The 2,542-nt window shown below is 42.4% G+C and carries 3 protein-coding genes; all 3 read right to left on the minus strand.

Annotated features, from left to right (window positions below; genetic code table 11):
* On the minus strand, positions 1 to 429 hold a 429-nt coding region (locus ACWGO0_RS37310; RefSeq protein WP_453544876.1), incomplete at its 3' end, for a hypothetical protein.
* The gene (locus ACWGO0_RS37315) at positions 422 to 1,006 is read right to left on the minus strand and encodes a hypothetical protein (protein WP_015059030.1); all 585 of its coding nucleotides are present in this window, start codon (positions 1,004 to 1,006) and stop codon (positions 422 to 424) included. The genes ACWGO0_RS37315 and ACWGO0_RS37310, both read right to left, overlap by 8 nt.
* Positions 1,007 to 1,174: 168 nt before the next feature.
* Complete coding sequence (locus tag ACWGO0_RS37320) at positions 1,175 to 1,675, minus strand: helix-turn-helix domain-containing protein (protein WP_376175216.1); 501 nt, start codon at positions 1,673 to 1,675, stop codon at positions 1,175 to 1,177.
* Between the last annotated feature and the right edge of the window lie 867 nt (positions 1,676 to 2,542).

Below are 2,542 nucleotides of genomic sequence, written 5' to 3' on the forward strand. Positions count from 1 at the left end.
AGCTAATTCAGAGTATAGGCCATCTATGATTTTTTTGATCATGTTTATTTCTGCTTGTATTTCTTTTTTCTTTTCATAATCATTGCTTTCTTTTTTATCATTAAATAATTTAGAGCGGTGAGCTTTAAGTTTATTGATAGCATCATAAATAGCGCCCATTGATTTTTTAGCATCATTAAGAAGTTTATATGCTTCATTTGCCACTTTCATACATGAATAATGAAGGTCAACTAACTGATGAAAATCATACATTGATTGAACATATTCGACATGTTGTTCTATATATCTCTTATGTTCTTCGATGCTTTTACATACTGATTCTCGTTGATTTTCCCATCGCTTTTTTTCTTCTCCGGCGCGTTCATCAAGCTCGTTCAAGATATATAAACCAACACCTACAGCAGCAACTCCGAGTATGATATTAAACATAATTATCCTGATGATCCTCTATCAACAACGCATCATTGTAACTAGAATCAATACTACTTAACAAAGATTTGAATTTTTCATATGACTCAGACCGTTGATCACTGAGCATGCCTTTCATAATGATAAGAGTATCGTTCATCGCCTTTTTACTTTCCAACGAAACGTCATTGCTACATATGCTTGAAACAAGCTTTGATATCTCTTTAATTAAGTCTGATTTTGTTATTGATATTTGCTTAAAATCATTTGCAGCAGCTATCAACTTCAACTCATTACTCTTTCTTCTTGTTTCTAGCTCATACATTGCCTTTTTAAAATTAGTATCTATTTTAAGGTGCATCAAACTGGCTTGTTCTTTTATTTTGAGTGACTCAAGCTCAAGTGCTTTACACTGTTCTTTATAGTAACAAATCCTACTTATAGCATTGGATATATGCTCCAATGGGTTAAGCTGTTGAAGTATAGTTGTATGGATTTCCATTGGGAATGTTTTAGCAATAGATGGTAAATTACCCATGCTAAAAGGTTGGAGATTTCCATTATTTTGTATCATTGGCACGTTATTTTTTTTGCTCATTTAGAAAACCTTTTTTAATTAACTGAATTTTTCTAATGTTACATAAAACGTTTGAGCATGTTTATCTTATCGCTATGGTGCTGTCTAGGTGGTAAAAGAGCAATGCAGGATAGACAATCATGGTCAAAACGTTAACACGTAGCCCCTGATTGTCCGCCTGCCGCTGGCTCAATTTGAAAACATGGCCATGATTCGGCGCTGAATATCACCGTCTTTGTTGACCAGTGTTTTAGTGACAAACGCTGCATGGTTTTTCGTAGTGTTGTATCCCTTCCAGACTTCATGTGGATCGAGGGCATACGCACAAACCTTACCAGCAACGGGGATTCTAACTAATGCATTTTTTGATTCTAAGTAATTGAGCCACCGAATAATTGTGCTTCTGCTAACTCCAAGTTTTTCAGCTAGGAATTGCTGATCCGCAACGACAGCGCCACACGTAGGATCGATATGCTCCGCTAAAAATGAGTACAGCTTCAGTGCTGATATGCCTTGGCTATCCTTCAACAGCTCTCGAACGCGTTCCCAACCTTTTGGGGATACCTGTGTAAACCTTGAATTCTTCTTTGCTTCTTCGAGATCCTCGGTGTTTTTCTTTGCCTCATCTGAAAGTTGTTTCAGCCGTTTTTCTGAATCAATAAACATGATTTTTCCCTCTGAAAATCCCATGCACTAACGTTGATTCAAATCTAAGCCATCATGATACATCTGTGCAACACCTTGTTGCGTGTTGTCGCATCCAGGATGCGACAACGTTGTGTCACCCTGGATGCAACAGGTAAACAAAAAACACACTAAAAAAACAACAACTTACAAATCGGCGTAAAAGATCTATTCTAGGCAAGGGTGTTTCGCTCAGCGCAACACCCTTTGGAGGTGTCGGGGCGCAGCCCTGACCCAGTCACGTAGCGATAGCGGAGTGTATACTGGCTTATTCCTCTGCAAGCCTCGTCAGCCGTGATTTTTGTTCGATTTCGTGCTCTCCACGTTCAACAGTTCCATCATGTTTTTGCCGTCCGTTCACCGCTAAAACGCCTCAGAAATCGGGACAGGATGTGCAAATGTAATACCGTCACCCACGACGATATTCCGTTTGCCATCTGGTCAGGGCTGTGCCCCGACACCCATCAGTGCGTACGTGCTCAATCTAACTACCGGTTCTCTTCCGCTTCCTCGCCCACTCGCTCACTAACGTTCGGTCGCTGGGGCTGCGGCGAGCGGTGCCACCTCTCGCATGTTGTCGGTGATTCCGTCGTTGTTCTTTCGGGGATGAGTCGTCAGATAGCCCTTCAAACGCTCTCAGACGCACGAAACGGGTTTTAAATGCCCGCCAGGGCATGGGAGGCGCGAAAATGCGTTACAGAGGCTCTCAGGAGGTCAGGCGCGCCGATACCCCTAACCAGGGGCTTTCAGGTCGCCAGGAACCGCGCCAGCCCCCTGTAAAGCCTATTCGCACGGAACAGGCAGTTACTCGGTTGGCAGGTGGTCGCAGACCGTCGATGTTGCAGCGATGGGGGTCTGGGGTTCTCCCCAGAC

The sequence above is a fragment of the Streptomyces sp. NPDC055749 genome (genome assembly GCF_053617235.1).

What these genes read in the sequence shown, in the direction of transcription:
- ACWGO0_RS37315 (WP_015059030.1), bottom strand. Translation starts at nt 1,006, where the DNA reads ATGAGCAAAAAAAATAACGTGCCAATGATACAAAATAATGGAAATCTC.
- ACWGO0_RS37320 (WP_376175216.1), bottom strand. Translation starts at nt 1,675, where the DNA reads ATGGGATTTTCAGAGGGAAAAATCATGTTTATTGATTCAGAAAAACGG.